Below are 16,363 nucleotides of genomic sequence, written 5' to 3'. Positions count from 1 at the left end.
GAGGCCGCCAAATGGACGTCCATCCGGCCTCGCGGATGCGTTCGCCAGAGCCCTTACTTGCCGGCTCCTGCCTGCTTCAGCCAGGCCTTTGCCTTGGCGGCGGTCTCCGGATCCTGCGCCGCCTGCTTCATGGCGGTGATGGCGCCCGGCTTGTTCTTGAGGCCGCGCTCGGCCTCGGCCAGCATCATGTAGGCCGTGCCCTTGTGCTGCACGCCCTTGTCGATGGCCTGCTTGATGAGCGTCCTGGCGTCGCTGTATTTCTGCTGGCCCAGCAACAGCTGGCCGGCGCGCAGCGCAGCCTCGCCGTCGCTAGCCATTGGGATCGCCTTTTTGTACGCGGCGATCGCCTTGGACTCGTCACCGGCGATATAGGCGGCATCGCCAAGCAGCTTCTGGTTGTCGTAGCTGGAGGACACCACGCCCTTGGCCATGCCGTCTTCAAGCGCCGCCTCGGCCTTCTTCGCGCCCGGCTTGGGGTCGTCGCTGTTCTGGCCGGTGATCAGATAGAGCTTGGCCAGGTTCACGTACTGCTTTTCGTCCTTCAGGTTGCCGCTGGCGCGCACCTTCTCCATCAGGTCGATGGCTTCCGGGTACTTCTGCGCCTGCATCAGCACGGCCACCGCGTTGTTCATGGCGGTCGAATCGTTCGGGTTCGCTGCCAGTTGCTGCTGGGCGAGCTGCGCGGCCTGGTCGGACTGGCCCGACTCGGAATAGGCCGCCATCAGGATCTGGTTCCACGAGCTCTCCGGCTTGTCAGTCATCGACATCGCCTTCTTCATCGCGGTGATCGCTTCGGGGTACTTCTCCAGGCGGTAGTAGGCGTTGCCTTCAAGCGCATAGGACTCGGCCGTCTCGCGCTTACCCTCGGTGCGCCACTTCTCGACGGTGTCGATCGACTGCTGGTACTGCTCGTCGGCAAGGTAGAACTGGGCCAGTTCGTACTCAAGCTGGAAGAACGTGTCGTTCGGCAGCACGCCGATGTCCAGCGCCTGCTTGAGCGAGCTGATGGCGCCCTTCAGGTCGCCGTCGTTGTACTTGAGATTGGCGATTCCCTGCAGCGCGAGCGACTTGGCGTACTTGCTGTCGGCGTCCTGGGCAATCGGCTGCAGCAACTGCATCGCCTTCGCCTTGTCGCCGGCGTTGACCGCCTCGAGACCCTCGTTGAGCGCCTTCTGCTCCTTCTCGCTCTTGAGGTCGAGCTTGGGTTCCTCGCGAGTGGCATTCGGGTAGAGCGCCTGCTTGGTGTCCTTGGAAGCCTGGTCGCCATGACGGTCACGAGCGATCGCCGGGCTGCTGACCAGCGCCAACGCGAGCGCGGTGCCGCTCAACAGCTTGAGGAAGGGAACATGCTTCATGGCAGTCCTCATGTAAGGTTTTTCGCACAAGCAGTGCGGGGGATCGTTGAGCGTACCGCGAGCAGGCAGGCGATAACAAGTCGCACTGCCACATGGAAGCGCTAGGCAAATCAATAGCTTGCAGCTACGTTGCCATGCCGGATGAAAATTTTCCGGCAAATTCATGTCATGACGGGGAAGAGGTCGCTAACGCCGATTGAAGCGCGCCTGCGCTGTGGCTTTGGTGAACGTATTATTACGCTAGCTGACGCGATCAAAGAAAACGCCGCCGCGCGGAACGCGGCAGCGTCGGGTTCAGATGTCCAGATTGGCGACCTTGAGCGCGTTCGCCTCGATGAAGTCGCGACGCGGTTCGACCGCCTCCCCCATCAGCATCGAGAACATCTGGTCGGCGGCGATCGCATCCTCAACGCCTACCTGCAGCATGCGCCGGGTTTCCGGGTTGACGGTGGTCTCCCACAGCTGCTCCGGATTCATTTCGCCCAGACCCTTGAAGCGCTGGATGCTGCGGCCCTTCTTGGCCTCGTCCAGCAACCAGGCACGGGCCTCGGCGAAGGAAACGACGCCGCGCGACGCATTGCCCCGCCGCACCACCGCCTCGGGCTGGATCAGGCCGGACAGCTGCTGGCTGACGGTCAGGATGGGGCGGAACTCCGCGCTGGCGAAGAACGGTTGCGGCAGCAGCCAGGTATGCGACAGGCCGTGCTGCTCGCGCACCACTTCGATCGCGGCCGGCTGCTGTTCGTGTGCCGGGCGCAGGGCCAGCCGGTAGCGCGGCTTGCCCAGGCCACTGGCCGCCAGGCGGCCGGACAGCACCTCCAGCCAGCTCTTCATCGCCAACTCGTCCGTCCACAACGCCGGGCCGATCGGCGGATGCTCAAGCATGGCCGAAAGCACGTTCGCGTCGAAGCGATGACCTAGTCGCTCGATCTGGTCCAGTGCCGTCTGGTAGTCGCGCAGCAGCTTTTCCAGCCGCTCGCCGTTGATCGCCGGCGCATGCGGGTCGGCCACCAGTTCGGCACCGTCCACGGCGCTGGAGATCAGGTAGGCATTGAGCGCCGCATCGTCCTTCAGATACAGCTCCTGCTTGCCCTGCTTGAGCTTGTAGAGCGGAGGCAGGCCGATGTAGACGTGTCCGCGCTCGATCAGTTCGGGCATCTGGCGGTAGAAGAAGGTCAAGAGCAGCGTGCGGATGTGCGAGCCGTCCACGTCCGCATCGGTCATGATGATGATGTGGTGGTAGCGCAACTTGTCCGGGTTGTACTCCTCCTTGCCGATGCCGGTGCCCAGCGCGGTGATCAGCGTGCCGACCTCGGCCGAGGACAGCATCTTGTCGAAGCGCGCCTTCTCGACGTTGAGGATCTTGCCCTTCAGCGGCAGCACCGCCTGGGTCTTGCGGTTGCGGCCCTGCTTGGCCGAGCCGCCGGCCGAATCACCCTCGACCAGGAACAGCTCGCACAGCGCGGGGTCCTTCTCCTGGCAGTCGGCCAGCTTGCCCGGCAGGCCGGCGATGTCCAGCGCACCCTTGCGGCGCGTCATCTCGCGCGCCTTGCGGGCGGCCTCGCGAGCGCGAGCCGCGTCGACCACCTTCGAGGCAATCGATTTGGCCTCGTTGGGATGCTCCAGCAGGAACTCGCCGAGCTTCTCGTTGACGGCCTGCTCGACCGCCGTCTTGACCTCGGAGGAGACCAGTTTGTCCTTGGTCTGCGAGGAGAACTTCGGATCGGGCACTTTTACCGAGAGCACCGCGATCAGGCCCTCGCGCATGTCGTCGCCCGACAGCGTGACCTTGGCGTTCTTGGCCAGCCCCTCTTTCTCGATGTAGTTCTGCAGCGAGCGGGTCAGTGCCGCGCGGAAGCCGGTCAGGTGGGTGCCGCCGTCGCGCTGCGGGATGTTGTTGGTGAAGCAGAACATCGTCTCCTGGTAGGAGTCGGTCCACTGCATCGCCAGTTCGATCGTAATGCCGTCCTGCTCGGCAGACAGGCTAATCACGTTCGGATGCAGCGCGGTCTTCAGCTGAGCCAGATGCTGCACGAACGAGCGGATACCGCCTTCGTAGGCGTAGGTATCGTGGCGCCCTTCGCCTCGCTCGTCCTTCAGGTCGATGGTGACGCCCGAGTTCAGGAACGCCAGCTCGCGCAGGCGCTTGGCCAGCACGTCGTAATGGAACTCGATGTTGGAAAAGGTCTCGGTGCTGGGCAAGAAGCGCACGATGGTGCCGCGACGGGTGGAGTCACCCACCTCCTTCAGCGGATACAACGGCTCGCCCAACGAGTATTCCTGCTGATATTCCTTGCCATCGCGGTGGATGGTCAGCCACAGGTGCGAGGACAACGCGTTGACCACCGAGACGCCCACGCCATGCAGGCCGCCCGACACCTTGTACGAGTTGGCGTCGAACTTGCCACCGGCATGCAGCACGGTCATCACCACTTCGGCGGTGGAGCGGCCCTCCTCCGGGTGGATATCCACCGGGATGCCGCGGCCGTTGTCGCTCACGCTGACCGAGCCGTCGTCGAGGATGGTGACGATGACGTGGTCGCAATATCCGGCGAGGGCTTCGTCGATCGCGTTGTCGACCACCTCGAACACCATGTGGTGCAAGCCGGTGCCGTCATCCGTGTCGCCGATGTACATGCCCGGGCGCTTGCGCACCGCTTCCAGGCCTTTGAGAACCTTGATGTTGCTCGAATCGTAGGATGCGTTCATGCCCTGCCCGTTGCTGCGCTGCCCCACCACCGACGAGCGTCGGCGAGGGAAAAGCCATCAGGGAATTATAGCAGAGGGCGGATTTGCCCCTGTTCCACGTGGAACATGCGGCACGCGCGGGACTGGAGGGAGGCCGGGCATTCGGTCCCCGTGACCAGCACCTGGGCGCCCACGGCTGCCAGGCGCTCGACGACCGCGGCCTGGTGCGCCAGGTCGAGTTCCGAGGCAAGGTCGTCCAGACAGACGACCGGCCAATCGCCGCGGTAGTCGGCATGAAGCTCGGCCTGAGCGAGCAGGCAGGTGAGTGCCGTCAACTTTTCCTGACCCCGTGAGAGGTGCTCACGTAGAGGTGCATGCTCGAACGAGAGCGACCAATCAGCGCGGTGCACACCCGCCGTCGTATGGCCTCGCGCCAGATCCCGGCCCCGCTGTTCGGCCAGCACATCGGCCAGCCCCACATCCTCGGTCCAGCCTCTGCGGTACCGCAGAGCGACGTGGCCGAGTTCAGGCAACAGGGAGCCTGCGACGATTCTCAGCATCGGCAACAAGCGCTCAAGGTATTTTTGGCGATAGCCATCGATGATGGCCGCCATGTCCCCCAACTCGCGCTCCCACGGCGCATAGAGCGCGTCCGGGCCAGGGGTTCCCACGCGCAACAGCGCGTTGCGCTGCTTCAAGGCGCGCTGATATCGACGCCATGCTCCGAGGAAGTCCTGTTCCACGTGGAACACGCCCCAGTCGAGGAAGCGCCTGCGCTCGTCGGCCGCACCAGCAATCAGCGCGTGGGACCCTGGCTCGAAACACACCACCGCGCAGGCCTGCACAAGCAAACCCAGCGGTACGTCTCCGCCATCCAGGCGGGCCTCCCATCGGGCACTTTCCCGCCCCAGCCCCAAGCGCCGCGGGAGGCCATCGCTTCCAAGGATCTCCGCGAAAACGGCAAGCGATGGGGCACCGCGCTGCGTCAGCGCTTCGCGGGCCCCGCTCCGGAACGAGCGACCATGCGACAGGAGATAGGCCGCCTCCAGAACGCTCGTTTTCCCGGCCCCATTGGGCCCGACGAAGAGGTGGATGCCCTCGCCCAACTCCACCGACACGTCGGTCAGGCAGCGCAACCCCTGGATGCGCAGGCGCTCGAACTTCATACGGAACCCCGCAACGAACAACGCCGGAGCGTCTTGCGACGGCTCCGGCGTTGCAGGGCGACCTTACGTCGTCCGACCCTCATGCGGTCACAGCCGCAGGGGCATGATCACGTGGCGCGAAAGATCGTTGTCGTCCTCCTGCACCAGACAGCTGGACTGCGCATCACGCAAATTCAGGCGGGCACGCTCGCCCTTCAGCGCGGCCAACGCATCGAGCAGGTAGCCCACGTTGAAGCCCACGGCAAGATCAGAAACCACCGTGTCGGCTTCGACTTCCTCGACTGCTTCTTCCTGCTCCGGATTGTGCGCCACGATTCGCAGCTTGCCGGGGGAAAGCTCGAGTTTCACGCCACGGTATTTCTCGTTCGACAAGATGGCCGCACGTTGCAGCGCACCGCGCAGCACCTCGCGATCCAGCGTCGCGCGCTTGTCGGCGCCCAGCGGAATCACCGCCTCGTAATCCGGGAACCGGCCATCAATAAGCTTGGACGTGAACACCACATCGCCGCGGCGCACGCGTAGATGGTTGCGGCCGAACTCCAGCTCCACCTGCCCGTCGCCGGTTTCGAACAGGCCGACCAGCTCGTTCACGCCCTTGCGCGGGATGATGATCTGACGCCGGGCAGCGACCTTGCTCTCGAGCTTGGTCTCCTTGAGCGCCAGGCGATGGCCATCGGTGGCAACGCATCGAAGCGTGTGCTCCTGCAGGTCCAGCAACATGCCGTTCAAGTAATAGCGAACGTCCTGGTTGGCCATGGCGAAGGCCGTGCGCTCCATCAGGTCGCGCAGTACTTCCTCGGGCAGGCTAACGCGTTCGACCAGCTCGATTTCGTCGATGGTCGGAAACTCGCTGGCCGGCAGCGTGGCCAGGGTGAAACGGCTGCGCCCGGCGGTCATGGCCACGCGGTCGCCGTTGAGCTTGAGGTCGATGCGTACGCCGTCGGGCAATGCGCGCACGATGTCGAAGAGCTTGCGGGCTGGGATGGTGATTTCGCCATCGCCCAACTGCTCCGCGGCCGTGGTGGCAACCATCTCCACTTCGAGGTCCGTGCCGGTCAGCGATACGCGGCCATCAACAACTTTAACCAGCAGGTTGGCAAGTACCGGCAAGGTTTGCCGCCGTTCGACCACGCCCACCACCTGCTGCAGCGGCTTGAGCAACGCTTCTCGTTGGATGCTGAATTGCATGAGTGGGCTTCCCCTAACTGCTGTTCTGTTTTTTAAAAGAAGTACGGTAGTAGTAGTTGGCGCGGTGGATATCTTTTATTTTTTGTCTTTCCCTTTGAAATCAAGGGATTGCATGCATTCTCGCCTGTGCCCAACCGTGCTGCCCGGTTGTGGGTCGATTGTGGATAAATTCAGTCGCCGAGTCATCCACCTATTATCCACAGCTTGGGCCATGGCTTTTCAAGCGCTTAGCCGGTCAGCACGCGAATGAGCTGCTCCCAGTCCTGCCGCATGCGTGCGTCGGTCTCGCACAGCTTCCTGATGGTGCGGCAGGCGTGCAGGACAGTAGTGTGGTCGCGCCCGCCGAACGCCTCGCCGATCTCCGGCAAACTGTGCTCGGTGAGCTCCTTGGACAGCGCCATCGCGATCTGCCGCGGCCGCGCCAACGAACGCACGCGTCGCTTGGACAACAGGTCCTGCAGGCGCACGTTGAAATACTCGGCGGTGATCTTCTGGATATTGGGCACCGTCACCGCCTGGGCGTGGGTGGCCAGCAGGTCGCGCAGTGTTTCCTCGGCAAAGTCGGTGGTGATGGGCTTGCCGTAGAAGTTGGCGCGCGCGGCGAGCGTGTTGAGCGCGCCTTCCAGGTCACGCACGTTGGAGCGGATGCGCTTGGCCAGCAGCATCGCCACGTTCTCGCTCACCGCCACGCCCTTATCCTGCGCCTTGGACAGCAGGATCGCCGCGCGCGTCTCGAAGTCCGGTGGCTCGATCGCCACCGAGAGGCCCCAGCCCAGGCGCGACTTCAGGCGCGGCTCGAGCTTGTCCACCTCCTTCGGGTAACGGTCGCAGGTCAGGATGATCTGCTGCTTGGATTCGAACAAGGCGTTGAAGGTGTGGAAAAACTCCTCCTGCGTGGTGTCCTTGCCGGCGAAGAACTGGATGTCGTCGATCAGCAGCGCATCGACCGAACGGAAGCGCTGCTTGAACTGGTCCATGTTCTTGGTGCGCAGCGCCTCGATCATGGCGCCGACGAACTGCTCCGAGCGCAGGTACATCACCTTGCAGCCACCGTTGCGCTCGCGCATCAGGTTGCCGGCGGCGTGCATCAGGTGGGTCTTGCCCAGGCCGGTTCCGCCGTAGAGCAGCAGCGGGTTGTAGGCGCGGCCGGGGTTCATCGCCACCTGCATGGCGGCGGCCTTGCCTAGTTGGTTCGACTTGCCCTCGACGAAGGTCTCGAAGGTGTAGTGAGGATCCAGGTTGTGCGGGAACACCGGCGCGGGCGCTGCCGTTTCCACGGCCGCGGCCTTGGGTGTGGCGGCAGGCCGCGCGGGGCGCGGCGAGCTGGAGCCCACCTCGATGCGCACCGGGCAATCGCGCCCGGCCAGCTGCCCCAGCACCGTCTCGATCCGCGCCAGGAAGCGCTCGCGCACCGTCTCGAGCGTGTACGGGTTGGGCGCGAACAGCTGCACGCCGGCGTCATCCTCGCGAGCCTGCAGCGGCATGAGCCAGGTATGCAGCTCCTCGGCGCTCAGCTCGCTTTCCAGACGCTCAAGGCAGCGCCGCCACAAATCACTCATTGGGATAATTCTTGACCGACGAAGGGGCGCCCGGAAGCGCAGGGTGGACCGGCAAGTCTAGCAGCCAACCCCCAGCATATCCCCAGCGATGTCCACAGGCCGCATCAGGGCGGTTTGACAGCGCCTCCACACAGGCTCCATAATTTCCAACCTTTTTGTCGACTTATCTTCTGGAGCTAAAGCCATGAAGCGGACCTTCCAGCCGAGCAAGCTCAAGCGCGCCCGCACCCACGGCTTCCGTGCCCGCATGGCGACCGCCGACGGCCGCAAGGTGCTCAACGCCCGTCGCGCCAAGGGTCGCAAGCGCCTCATCCCGTAAGCGGCGTCACCGTCATGCCTGCCGCCGGCCTGCCGCGCGACGCGCGGGTTCGCCGTGCCGGCGACTTCGCCGCTCTGCGTCAAGCCAGCGGCCGCCTCGGCGGCCGCTGTTTTTCTGTGCGCTGGCGCCCGAACGGACTCGACCACGCCCGACTGGGCCTGGCCATATCCAAGCGCGTGTCCAAGCGCGCGGTCGAGCGCAACCGGATCAAGCGGCTGGTGCGCGAATCGTTCCGCCGCGCCCGCCTCGAATTGCCGCCGATCGACTTGGTCGTGATGGCGCGCGAAGCGGCTGCCACCGTCCCCGGCGCGGAACTGCTGATCGAACTCGACGCCCTGTGGCGCCGGCTGCCGCCGTTGAAGCCCATCGAAGGCACCGGCACAATCGCGTGTTGACCTCTTTTTTCTCCTGTCCCTCCGCGGCTCAAGCTCGCGGTGCCACCGGAATTGCCCCGCGATGAACCAGACGCGCACGTTTCTCCTGTTTGCCCTGATGGCCGTGGCCTATCTCTTGTGGATGGCCTGGGAGAAGGACTACGCGCCGGCCCCGGCGCCGACCGCCCCGGTCGCCGCAACCAGCGCGGACGCGCCGGCGGCGGATCACTCCGTGCCCGGCGTCGCCGCTACCGCCATCCCGGCGATCGCCAGCGGCGTGCCGACCAGTGTGGCCGCCGGCCAGCTGATCACCATCAGCAACGACGTCCTTCGCCTGACCATCGATACCCGCGGCGGCAGCGTGGTACGCGCCGACCTGCTCGCCTACCCGGCCGAGCCGGTCACCCGCAAGCATCCCGAGCAGCCCCCGGTGCGCCTGCTGGTCGATACGCCGGACAAATACTTCGTCGCCCAGAGCGGCCTGGTCAGCGCCACCGGTCCGGCGCCGGACCACCGTGCGCTTTTCCAGTCGGCGCAGGCGCACACCGAGCTGGCCAACGGCATGCCCCAGGTGAAGGTCGACCTGACCTGGCAGCAGGACGGCATCAAGGTCACCAAGACCTACACGCTCAAGCGCGGCCAGTATGTGGTCGGGCTCGACCAGCGCATCGACAACACCGGCAGCACGCCCTGGCAGGGCAGTGCCTACGAGCAGCTGCAGCGCGCGCCGCGCCAGGAGCACACCAGCTGGCTGCAGAACATGACCGACCCGTCGGCCGCCAGCTTCTTCGGCGCAGGTTGGTACAGTCCCGAGGATCACTTCCAGTCGCTGAAGTTCGACAAGTTCCAGGAGGACGCGCTGCAGCAATCCTTCGCCGGCGGCTGGGCCGCGATGCTCCAGCACTACTTCTTCGCTGCGTGGATTCCGCCCGCGCAACAGAAGGCCACCTACAGCACCGACGTGGTCAACGCCGGGGGCGACCATCCGACCTACCTGATCCGTGCCGTCAGCCCCGCGCTTACCGTGGCGCCGGGCCAGAGTCAGACCACCGGCGCGCGCCTGTACATCGGTCCGAAGCTGGTAAGCACGCTCGATTCGGTAGCCCCGGGCCTGGCGCTGGCCACGAACTACGGCGTGTTCACCGTGATCGCCCAGCCGATGCACGCGCTGCTGTCGTGGCTGGAGAAGGTCAGCGGCAACTGGGGCGTGGCAATCATCCTGCTGGTACTGATCATCAAGGGCCTGACCTGGAAGCTCACTGCCGCGCAGTACCGCTCCAGCGCCAAGATGCGCAAGCTGCAGCCGCGCGTGGCCTCGCTCAAGGAGCGCTTCGGCGACGACAAGCAGAAAATGCAGATGGCGATGATGGAGCTGTACAAGAAGGAGAAGGTCAATCCGATGACCGGCTGCCTTCCGGTGCTGATCACCATCCCGATCTTCTACGGCCTGTACGAAGTGCTGCGCGAGAGCGTGGAGCTGCGCCAGGCGCCGTTCGTCGGCTGGATCCACGACCTGTCCGCGCCCGATCCGTTCTTCGTGCTGCCGGCGGTCTATACGTTGGTGATGCTGGGCCAGCAGTACCTGATGCCGGCCACCGGCATGGACCCGACCCAGGCGAAGATGATGAAGTTCATGCCGCTGATCTTCGCGGTGCTGTTCGCCTTCTTCCCGGCCGGCCTGTGCCTGTACTACGTGGTCAACGGCATGGTCAGCCTAGGCCAGCAGTGGTACATCACGCACAAGGTGGAGAACGCCGAGGCCAAGGCGAAGGCCTGAGTACGAGTGAGCGTAGGGTGGGCTTCGGCCCATCTTCCACTCACACCTTCCCCGTGGCTTGCGGTGGGCAGATGCCCACCTTACGGTTCCCGCCTTGACCGATACCGACACCATCGCCGCGATCGCCAGCGCCCCCGGCGCGGCCGGCATCGGCGTGGTGCGCGTTTCGGGGCCGCGCGTGCCGGCCATCGCGCAGGCGCTGCTCGGTCGTGCTCCCGACCCGCGCCACGCGCACCTGGCCTCGTTCCAAGGGAGTGACGGCACACTGATCGACCGCGGCTTGCTGCTGCACTTCCCGGCACCGCATTCCTACACCGGCGAGCACGTGCTCGAACTACAGGGTCACGGCAGCGTCGTGCTGCTGGACCTGTTGCTGAGACGCGTGTGCGCGCTTGGCGCGCGGCTGGCGCGCCCGGGCGAGTTCACCGAGCGGGCGTTCCTCAACGGCAAGCTGGATCTCGCCCAGGCCGAAGCGGTGGCGGACCTCATTGCCGCGCGATCCGAAGCCGGCGCGCGTGCCGCCTTGCATTCGCTGGAAGGCGCATTCTCGCGACGCGTCCATGCGACGCTCGATGCGCTGATCGCGCTGCGCGTGCATGTGGAGGCCGCGATCGATTTTCCGGAAGAGGAAATCGATTTCCTTGCCGACCCGGCTATCGCATCCCAGCTCGACGCGTTGCGCGCGCAGCTGGCTGAACTGCTGGTCGAAACCCGCCGAGGCGTGCGCCTTGTCGACGGCCTCAACGTCGCGATCGTCGGCCGACCCAACGCGGGCAAGTCCAGCTTGCTCAACGCGCTGGCGCAGAGCGAGCGCGCCATTGTCACGCCAATCGCCGGCACCACCCGGGACGTGCTGCGCGAGACCGTGCGGCTGGACGGCGCTGTGCTGGAACTGGCCGACACCGCCGGCCTGCGCCACACCGAGGACGAGGTCGAGCGCGAAGGCGTGCGCCGCGCCCGCGCGGAACTGGTCCGTGCCGGCCTCGTGCTGCTGGTCACCGACGCGGCGCATGCCAGCGCCGACCTTGGCTTGCTCGACGAATTGCCAGCGAATGTCGCGCGCCTGGTCGTCGTCAACAAGATCGACCTCGACGCGCTGCCGCCCTGCGCGGAGACGCGCGACGGCTTGCTGCATCTATGGATCTCGGCACGTACCGGCCAAGGCCTCGACCTGCTGCGCGCGGAACTGAAGACCCGCGCCGGCTTGGGCGGCGGCGAAGGCGCTTTCAGCGCCCGCCGTCGCCACGTGGCGGCGCTCGAAAGCGTCCAGGCCCACCTCGACCACGCGGCGGCGACCCTGGCCACCATTCGCGCCGGCGAACTCGCCGCCGAGGACCTGCGCCATGCCCAGCACGCGCTTGGCCAGATCACGGGCAGCTACACCAGCGACGACCTGCTCGGCGCGATCTTCGGCAGCTTCTGCATCGGCAAGTAGCGCGGCCACAGCGGTGAAGACACAGCGGTGAAGATCGCCGGCAGCCGGCCCGCCAGCGCTGCGTTGTTGCGCGCTCCGCTATCGACCGAGGAAGGCGTCCAGTTGCTGTCCGCGCGGCATGCCCTGCTGCGCGCCCAGCCGCGTTACCGCCAAGGCGGCGGCGGCACAGGCCTTGCGCACCGCCTGCGGCAGGCCTTCGTGCAGGAAGACCGCCAGTGCGGCGTTGAAGGTGTCGCCGGCCCCGGTGCTGTCGACCACCTCGACCTCGAAACCGGATTGATGGGTCGGCTCGCCCTGCTCGCGGTACCAGGCGCCTTCGCTGCCGCGGGTAAGCACTACCGGGCACGGCGCACGGCTCATCAACGCGCGGAAATCCTCCGCCGGGTCGGCACCGAGCAACACGGCCAGCTCGTGCTGGTTGGGCGTGGCGTAACGTGCCATGGCAAGCCATTCGCTCGGCAGCGGCCGGGCGGGCGCCGGGTTGAGGATCACGGGCACGCCCAGCCGGTGCCCCAGGCGCAGGGTCGCTTCGATGGCATCCAGCGGAATCTCCATCTGTACCAGCACGACGTCCGCGCGTGCGACGACTTCGCGCGCGGCCTCCACGTGCGCCGGCGTAACGTCGGCATTGGCCGCCGGCACCACCACGATCTGGTTCTCGCCGCCGGCGACCGTGATCGAAGCGGTGCCGCTGGCCTCATCGGCCAGCCGGTGCACGTGCGCCAGGTCCACGCCTTCCTGGCGCAGGCCGGCGTGCAGCTGATCGCCGAAGGCATCGCGGCCCAGCGCGCCGACCAGCGCCACCGCGGCCCCGAGCCGCGCCGCAGCCACCGCCTGGTTGGCGCCCTTGCCCCCGGACACGGTCACGAAACCCGTGCCAAGCAACGTCTCGCCCGGTTGCGGGAAACGCGGTGCCTGGGTCACCAGGTCCATGTTGATGCTGCCGACGACGACGATGCGGCGGGTCATGCACTTTCCTTCCGGGACAATGCCCGAAGCATAGCGGTGGGGCGCGCTTGGTAGCGCCGGTATCGCCCTGAATGCCAGGCTGGCCGGCCCGTCGGGCCTGGTTACGCCGACACCGGCTCGTTGACGGCCGTTCCTGCCCCCGTATGCGAGCATGCCTCCATGACCTCGCCATCGCGCTCGCAGCCACCCGCCCTCACGGACTCACGCACCTCGCTGCATCGGGTCGTGCGATTGGTCGCCCTGTTCAACCTCGCCTATTTCGGCGTCGAGTTCGCGGTCGCGCTGGCGATCGGTTCGGTCTCACTGTTCGCCGACAGCATCGACTTCCTCGAGGATGCGTCGGTCAATCTGCTGATCTTCCTGGCGCTGGGCTGGTCGCCCGTAGCCCGGGCGCGCGTGGGCATGGCGCTGGCGGCGATCCTGCTGGTGCCGGCGTTGGCGTTGTTGTGGGCACTGTGGCGCAAGCTGCAGCTGCCGGTGCCACCCGCGCCGCTGCCGCTGTCGGTCACGGGCCTGGGCGCATTGGTCGTGAACCTGGCCTGCGCGTTGCTGCTGGCGCGCTTCCGCCACCACGCCGGCAGCCTGACCCGGGCGGCGTTCCTGTCGGCACGCAACGACGCATTCGCCAACGTGGCGATCGTGCTGGCTGGTGGTGTGACGGCGTGGACCGGCTCGGTGTGGCCGGATGTCGTCGTTGGGCTTGGAATTGCCGCGATGAACGCGGACGCCGCGCGCGAAGTGTGGGAAGCGGCCCGCGGTGAGCACCGCCAGGCGCAGGCATAGCTGACGCCGCGTGGGCGTCAGCTCACCGAGGATGTTGTGGGAGAGGTGGTCGGGTGAAGCGCGACTACGCCAGCGGATCAGTGGGCGTGGCCGATGCCCGAGTCGCCCTGCTCCAGCGGGGGCGGCGCGCCAGCCACGGCGAGCAGCGACTGCGCGTAACCGTCTTCCATGCTGATCGTGGATACCTCGTCCCAAGCGAAGAAAGAGGCCTCGCGCAACCATTCGGCGTCGGGGCTGATTTCCTGCAGGGTGAAGCCGTCCTCTTCCACGCCGACCAGCCGGCCGATGTAGCAGACCTCGGCTTCGTCCTCGCTGTCCACGTGCACGCCGATCACCGGCGCCACGCGACCGGCGGCCTGGACCACCTCGCGGATCGTGTCCAGCGGGAAGCCGCGCGGGGCGCGCGGCAGCAGCTGCTTGAGCTTGAGCGCCTTCTCCATGAAGTCGTGGTGCTTGTCCGGCGCCTCCAGTTCGGAGATGTCGCGGTGGCGCATCACGTACATGCCGTCATAGGTGATGCCGTCACCGACCACCCACAGCAGCAGGAACTCGCGGCCGACGCCGCCCACGTAGCCGCAGAAGCTGCCGTGCTCCAGTTCGGCACGCCACAGCCGAACCAGGTGCTGGTTCTGCTGCGCCTCGCGCAGTTGCGCGCGCTGGCCGGTGGTTTTGAGTTCAATGACCTTGCCCATGACAGGAATTTTACCAGACGGGTCTCTGCAGCTTGTTTAGAGGATGTAACGGCTCAGGTCCTGGTCCTTCACGAGCGATCCCAGGTTCTTGTCCACCTGTTCGGCGTCGATCAGGTACTTTTCGCCGGACTTGTCCGCGGCCTCGAACGAAATCCTCTCCAGCAGGCGTTCCATCACGGTGTGCAGGCGGCGGGCGCCGATGTTCTCGGTGCGCTCGTTCACCTGGCAGGCGACCTCGGCCAGGCGATCGATGCCCGAATCGCTGAACTCGATCGCCACGCCTTCGGTGGCGAGCAGCGCCACGTACTGCTTCGTGAGTGCGTTGTGCGGCTCGCGAAGGATGCGTTTGAAGTCGTCGATCGACAGCGCCGACAGCTCCACGCGGATCGGCAGGCGCCCCTGCAGTTCCGGAATCAGGTCCGACGGCTTGGACAGCGAGAACGCGCCCGAGGCGATGAACAGCATGTGGTCGGTCTTGATCGGGCCGTACTTGGTCGACACGGTCGAGCCCTCCACCAGCGGCAACAGATCGCGCTGCACACCCTCACGCGAAACGCCGGCGCCGCCCCACTCCGAACGCTGCGCCACCTTGTCGATCTCGTCGATGAAGACGATGCCGTTCTGCTCGGCGGCCTCGACCGCCTGCGCGCGGATCTCCTCCTCGTTGACCAGCTTGCCGGCCTCTTCCTCCACCAGCAGCGGGCGGGCCGCCCTGATCGGCAGCTTGCGCGACTGCGTGCGTGCGCCGCCGAGGTTCTGGAACATCTGGCGCAGCTGCTGGCCCATCTCCTCCATGCCCGGCGGCGACATGATTTCCACGCCCACGTTCATGGCGAAGTCCAGCTCGATCTCGCGGTCGTCCAGCGAACCTTCGCGCAGCTGTTTGCGCAGCTTCTGCCGGGTGTCGCTGTCGGCATGCGAAACGGTGAGGTCGTGCGACCAGTCGGTGGCGGTCTGGCGGCGCGGCAGCAGCGCATCGAGGATGCGGTCCTCGGCGCGGTCCTCGGCCTGCGAGCGCACGCGCTTGGTCGCCTGCTCGCGGGTGAGCTTGTAGGCCACGTCGGCGAGGTCGCGGATGATCGACTCGACGTCCTTGCCCACGTAGCCGACCTCGGTGAACTTGGTCGCCTCGACCTTGACGAACGGCGCGTTGGCCAGCGTGGCCAGGCGGCGCGCGATCTCGGTCTTGCCCACGCCGGTGGGCCCGATCATCAGGATGTTCTTGGGCGTGACCTCGTTGCGCATCTCCGGGTCCAGCTGCATGCGCCGCCAGCGGTTGCGCAGCGCGATGGCGACGGCGCGCTTGGCGTCGTTCTGGCCAATGATGAAACGGTCGAGTTCGTTGACGATTTCGCGGGGAGTGAGTTCGGACATGGGGTGCGCCGGATGGGGAGCGAGGGACGGAGACAGCAGGACGTTGGGCGTGAGGTGAACGGGCAGGCTCACGTCCCCGGTTCCGCGCTGCCGGTCGCCGCCTCCAGTTCCTCGATGGTCGTGCTGTGGTTGGTATAGATGCAGATGTCGCCGGCGATCTTCAGCGCCTTCTCCACGATCTGGCGCGCATCCATGTCGGTGTTCTCCAGCAGCGACAGCGCCGCCGCCTGGGCGTAGGGGCCGCCGGAGCCGATCGCGATCAGTCCGTTTTCAGGTTCCAGCACGTCGCCGTTGCCGGAAATCAGCAGCGAGGCATCCTTGTCGGCCACCGCGAGCATCGCCTCGAGCTTGCCGAAGCGCCGGTCGGTGCGCCATTCCTTGGCCATCTCCACCGCCGCGCGGGTGAGATTGTTGCCGTGCTTGTCCAGCTTCTGTTCGAACAGCTCGAACAGCGTGAAGGCGTCGGCGGTGGCGCCGGCGAAACCGGCCAGCACGTCGCCCTTGCCGAGGCGGCGGATCTTGCGGGCGTTCGACTTCATCACCGTGTTGCCCAGGGTGACCTGGCCGTCGCCGCCCAGCACGACGCGCCCGCCGCGGCGGACCGAGAGAATGGTGGTGGCGTGGAACGATTCCATGCAAGGCTCCGCGAATGCTCGAGCGTGCATACATGGGGTCGCCGGGGTG

14 protein-coding genes are annotated in these 16,363 nt (G+C 66.2%); 5 read left to right on the top strand and 9 right to left on the bottom strand.

The annotated features are described in order from the left end of the window. Window positions 1–53: 53 nt before the first annotated feature. The 5 genes from ACFWZ4_RS08055 to dnaA all read right to left on the bottom strand — a co-directional run bounded on the left by ACFWZ4_RS08055 (window position 54) and on the right by dnaA (window position 7,956). Entirely contained in the window at window positions 54–1,355 is a 1,302-nt protein-coding gene (locus ACFWZ4_RS08055) for a tetratricopeptide repeat protein (protein ID WP_439704202.1), read from the bottom strand. Window positions 1,356–1,649: 294 nt separating this feature from the next. Further along, on the bottom strand, window positions 1,650–4,064 hold the full coding sequence (gene gyrB, locus ACFWZ4_RS08050; protein ID WP_439704201.1) for a DNA topoisomerase (ATP-hydrolyzing) subunit B: 2,415 nt from the start codon (window positions 4,062–4,064) through the stop codon (window positions 1,650–1,652). A gap of 65 nt (window positions 4,065–4,129) precedes the next feature. Then, window positions 4,130–5,209 carry a DNA replication/repair protein RecF gene (gene recF, locus ACFWZ4_RS08045; protein ID WP_439704200.1) on the bottom strand — a complete coding sequence of 360 codons (1,080 nt, stop codon included), beginning with the start codon at window positions 5,207–5,209 and terminating at the stop codon, window positions 4,130–4,132. Between the two features lie 87 nt (window positions 5,210–5,296). Continuing rightward, window positions 5,297–6,397, bottom strand: coding sequence for a DNA polymerase III subunit beta (gene dnaN / locus ACFWZ4_RS08040; protein ID WP_439704199.1), 1,101 nt, complete (start codon window positions 6,395–6,397; stop codon window positions 5,297–5,299). A 227-nt stretch (window positions 6,398–6,624) separates the two neighbouring features. Further along, the gene (gene dnaA / locus ACFWZ4_RS08035; RefSeq protein WP_439704198.1) at window positions 6,625–7,956 is read right to left on the bottom strand and encodes a chromosomal replication initiator protein DnaA; all 1,332 of its coding nucleotides are present in this window, start codon (window positions 7,954–7,956) and stop codon (window positions 6,625–6,627) included. 184 nt (window positions 7,957–8,140) lie between these two features. On the opposite strand from dnaA, the gene rpmH reads away from it, so the two are divergent. From rpmH to mnmE, 4 genes are all read left to right on the top strand, one after another. Continuing rightward, window positions 8,141–8,275, top strand: a complete 135-nt coding sequence (gene rpmH / locus ACFWZ4_RS08030; protein WP_007510029.1) for a 50S ribosomal protein L34 — start codon at window positions 8,141–8,143, stop codon at window positions 8,273–8,275. Between the two features lie 14 nt (window positions 8,276–8,289). Further along, complete coding sequence (rnpA, locus tag ACFWZ4_RS08025) at window positions 8,290–8,670, top strand: ribonuclease P protein component (protein WP_439704197.1); 381 nt, start codon at window positions 8,290–8,292, stop codon at window positions 8,668–8,670. A 61-nt stretch (window positions 8,671–8,731) separates the two neighbouring features. Further along, window positions 8,732–10,426 carry a membrane protein insertase YidC gene (gene yidC, locus ACFWZ4_RS08020; protein ID WP_439704196.1) on the top strand — a complete coding sequence of 565 codons (1,695 nt, stop codon included), beginning with the start codon at window positions 8,732–8,734 and terminating at the stop codon, window positions 10,424–10,426. A gap of 94 nt (window positions 10,427–10,520) precedes the next feature. Then, a complete protein-coding gene (mnmE, locus tag ACFWZ4_RS08015; RefSeq protein WP_439704195.1) occupies window positions 10,521–11,861 on the top strand; it encodes a tRNA uridine-5-carboxymethylaminomethyl(34) synthesis GTPase MnmE in 1,341 nt (446 codons plus the stop codon). A gap of 78 nt (window positions 11,862–11,939) precedes the next feature. Here the strand turns inward: mnmE and rbsK are convergent, their stop codons facing one another. Further along, window positions 11,940–12,830, bottom strand: coding sequence for a ribokinase (gene rbsK / locus ACFWZ4_RS08010; RefSeq protein WP_439704194.1), 891 nt, complete (start codon window positions 12,828–12,830; stop codon window positions 11,940–11,942). A 225-nt stretch (window positions 12,831–13,055) separates the two neighbouring features. Between rbsK and ACFWZ4_RS08005 the strand changes: the two genes are divergently transcribed. Then, window positions 13,056–13,613 carry a cation transporter gene (locus ACFWZ4_RS08005; RefSeq protein WP_439704193.1) on the top strand — a complete coding sequence of 186 codons (558 nt, stop codon included), beginning with the start codon at window positions 13,056–13,058 and terminating at the stop codon, window positions 13,611–13,613. Between the two features lie 77 nt (window positions 13,614–13,690). Here ACFWZ4_RS08005 and ACFWZ4_RS08000 read toward each other — a convergent pair whose 3' ends face one another. From ACFWZ4_RS08000 to hslV, 3 genes are all read right to left on the bottom strand, one after another. Continuing rightward, entirely contained in the window at window positions 13,691–14,305 is a 615-nt protein-coding gene (locus ACFWZ4_RS08000; protein ID WP_439704192.1) for a hypothetical protein, read from the bottom strand. 36 nt (window positions 14,306–14,341) lie between these two features. Beyond that, window positions 14,342–15,679, bottom strand: a complete 1,338-nt coding sequence (gene hslU, locus ACFWZ4_RS07995) for an ATP-dependent protease ATPase subunit HslU (RefSeq protein WP_439704191.1) — start codon at window positions 15,677–15,679, stop codon at window positions 14,342–14,344. Window positions 15,680–15,747: 68 nt separating this feature from the next. Further along, window positions 15,748–16,314 carry an ATP-dependent protease subunit HslV gene (gene hslV, locus ACFWZ4_RS07990; protein WP_439704190.1) on the bottom strand — a complete coding sequence of 189 codons (567 nt, stop codon included), beginning with the start codon at window positions 16,312–16,314 and terminating at the stop codon, window positions 15,748–15,750. Window positions 16,315–16,363: the final 49 nt, after the last annotated feature.

The sequence above is a fragment of the Frateuria sp. GZRe12 genome, assembly GCF_051900535.1.
Lineage (GTDB): Bacteria > Pseudomonadota > Gammaproteobacteria > Xanthomonadales > Rhodanobacteraceae > Frateuria_A.
The sequence above is the reverse complement of the archived record's forward strand: the minus strand, read 5'-3'. Positions and strand labels throughout refer to the sequence as shown.